2 protein-coding genes and 1 pseudogene are annotated in these 2,578 nt (G+C 64.7%); 1 reads left to right on the forward strand and 2 read right to left on the reverse strand.

All coding sequences use genetic code 11. The features are described from left to right. Positions 1-311: pseudogene (locus I5M_RS32780) on the forward strand (MFS transporter); the annotation flags it as partial. On the opposite strand, the gene I5M_RS16640 reads toward I5M_RS32780, so the two are convergent. Beyond that, positions 308-1,150, reverse strand: a complete 843-nt coding sequence (locus I5M_RS16640; protein ID WP_022722424.1) for a MoxR family ATPase — start codon at positions 1,148-1,150, stop codon at positions 308-310. The pseudogene I5M_RS32780 and the gene I5M_RS16640 overlap by 4 nt on opposite strands. A 150-nt stretch (positions 1,151-1,300) precedes the next feature. Beyond that, positions 1,301-2,326: a GGDEF domain-containing protein gene (locus I5M_RS29960; RefSeq protein ID WP_022722425.1), complete on the reverse strand. Its 1,026-nt coding sequence runs from the start codon at positions 2,324-2,326 to the stop codon at positions 1,301-1,303. Positions 2,327-2,578: the final 252 nt, after the last annotated feature.

The raw sequence follows: 2,578 nt of genomic DNA on the forward strand, positions 1-2,578 counted from the left end.
TGTTCGGAATCCACCAGCACAATGTCGGCGCGCTGTTCGGTGGCACCGTGGTCGCCGGCCTGGGCTTCGGCGCGAGTTTTTCCGGATCATTGAGACTGTTGCTGCCGACCGCCGAACTGCACCAGCGCGCCGGTTTGTTGGCGGCGTTCTACGTGCAGTCCTATGTGGCGTTCAGTGTGCCCGCCATCGCCGCCGGCGTTGGCGTGCCGCTGCTCGGGCTCGCCAATGTCGCCTATGTGTATGGCGGGATCGTCATCGCGCTTGCGGCGATCTCGCTGATCGCGCTGGCCTGGGCGAAGCGGCCCGCTTAGACCTCGCGCCGGCTCAGGAACGCCAGCCGCTCGAACAGATGCACGTCCTGCTCGTTCTTCAAGAGGGCGCCGTGCAGCGGCGGGATCAGCTTGCGCGGGTCGCGTTCCTTGAGCTGCTCGGGCGTCATCTCCTCGTTGAGCAGCAGCTTCAGCCAATCGAGGAGTTCGGAGGTCGACGGCTTCTTCTTGAGGCCCGGCACGTCGCGGACCTCGAAGAAGATCTTCAGCGCTTCGGCGACGAGGCGCTGCTTGATGCCCGGGAAGTGGACATCGACGATCGCCTGCATGGTGTCGGCGTCCGGGAACTTGATGTAGTGGAAGAAGCAGCGGCGCAGGAAGGCGTCGGGCAGCTCCTTCTCGTTGTTCGAGGTGATCACTACGATCGGCCGCTTGGCGGCGCGGATGGTTTCGCCGGTTTCGTAGACGTGGAATTCCATACGGTCGAGTTCGAGCAGCAGGTCGTTCGGAAACTCGATGTCGGCCTTGTCGATCTCGTCGATCAGCAGCACCGGCCTTCCCTCGTGGGTAAAGGCCTCCCACAGCTTGCCGCGCTTGATGTAGTTCTTGATGTCCGAGACGCGCGGATCGCCGAGCTGGCTGTCGCGCAGGCGGCTCACCGCGTCGTATTCGTAAAGGCCCTGTTGCGCCTTGGTGGTCGACTTGATGTGCCAGGTCAGAAACGGCGCGCCCAGCGCCTTGGCGACTTCCTCGGCCAGCACCGTCTTGCCGGTGCCGGGTTCGCCCTTCACCAGGAGCGGCCGCTCGAGCACGATGGCCGCATTGACGGCGACCTTGAGATCGTCGGTCGCCACATAATCCTTGGTGCCGGTGAATTTCATCGCGGGAATTGCCTCGTCTGATCGGGCGGGGGACGCCCTTGTTCGTTGTTATGGCTGCGCTGTCGCCCAAGGGCGGCGCCGGGGTGCGACTTTAGTGAAAAAACCGATCAGGTCCAGAAGCCAGCGATGCTTCGGCGCCGGAGTTCGATGTCAGGCGACGGCGCCGAAACCGGCCTGATCGCCGTCCGGCGCCAGCGGCGCGTCGTCGGTGATCAGCAGCGCGGCGGTGACGCAGCAATCCCGGCCACGGCGCTTGGCCTCGTAAAGCGCCATGTCGGCGTCGCGCAGCAGCGTCGCGGCGTTCGGCGCGGAGCCGGTCTTGTCGGCGATGCCGATGCTGATGGTGACGATGCCGCGGCGGGCCGCCGGATTGGCGATCTTCAAGTCGCGGACGCCCATGCGCAGCTTCTCGGCGAAAGTCAGCGCTGCGGCGACGTCGGCGCCCGGCAGGATGATGGCGAATTCCTCGCCGCCGTAGCGTGCAGCGATGCCCTTGGTGCCCGCCACCGCATGTGCCAGCAGTTCGGCGATGCGCTGAAGCCCGAGATCGCCAGCCTGATGGCCGAGGTTATCGTTGAAGGATTTGAACTCGTCCACGTCGATCATCAGCACCGCGACACGCAGATGCTCGTCGAAACTGCGGCCGAGATGGTCGTCCAGCGCGCGCCGATTGGGCAGGCCGGTCAGCGCATCGGTCGTCGCCATTTGCGCCAGACGGAAATTCAAGGCCTCGACCTCGTCCTCGACCTGCTTGCGTCGGGTAATGTCCCGCAGCGTGCCGACCATATGGCGCCCGGAGCCCTGCGCATCGGCGACGATGCGGAAATGCGCTTCCAGCCAGATCAGCGTACCGTCGGCGTGGGTCGTCCGAAATTCCACGCGGCGGCCGGCGCCGTTCTGGCCGAGCCGAGTGCCATAGTGACGAACCGCTTCGATATCGTCGGGATGAACGATCTCGAGGCAGTTGCGGCCGAGCATCTCGTCCGGGGTGATACCAAGCACGCTTCTCACCGACATCGACACGAAGGTCAGAGTCCCGTCGCGGTCGGCCAGGATGACGATGTCGGCGATATTGGTTTCGATCAGACGATAGCGGGCCTCGCGCTCACGCAGCATTCCGGCGATGCGCTCGCGCTGACGAAGCTGAACCGCCAGCAAGGCGGCGAGCAGCAGCACGATGGCGAGCAGCGCGGCGCCGACCGCGACGTCGGAGCGCAGGTCGCGATACCAGTTGGCGAGAGTGGAGTCTTCGGTTCGGGCGACGGTGACGACAAGCGGATACTGGCTTGCCGTCTCGTAGGCATAGTATTTCTCGCGTCCATCGAAGGGTGATGCGACGCGCGCGAAGCCGCTCGGGCTCGAGTGCAGCAGGTTCTGGAATAACTGACTTTTGACGGTCCGGCCCGATTTTCATCGACGGCCCATGCA

It is taken from the genome of Rhodopseudomonas sp. B29 (assembly GCF_000333455.1).
Taxonomy (GTDB): domain Bacteria; phylum Pseudomonadota; class Alphaproteobacteria; order Rhizobiales; family Xanthobacteraceae; genus Rhodopseudomonas.

Bases quoted from the DNA above. Each gene is read 5' to 3' on its own strand.
- I5M_RS16640 (WP_022722424.1), bottom strand. From the start codon at position 1,150: ATGAAATTCACCGGCACCAAGGATTATGTGGCGACCGACGATCTCAAG.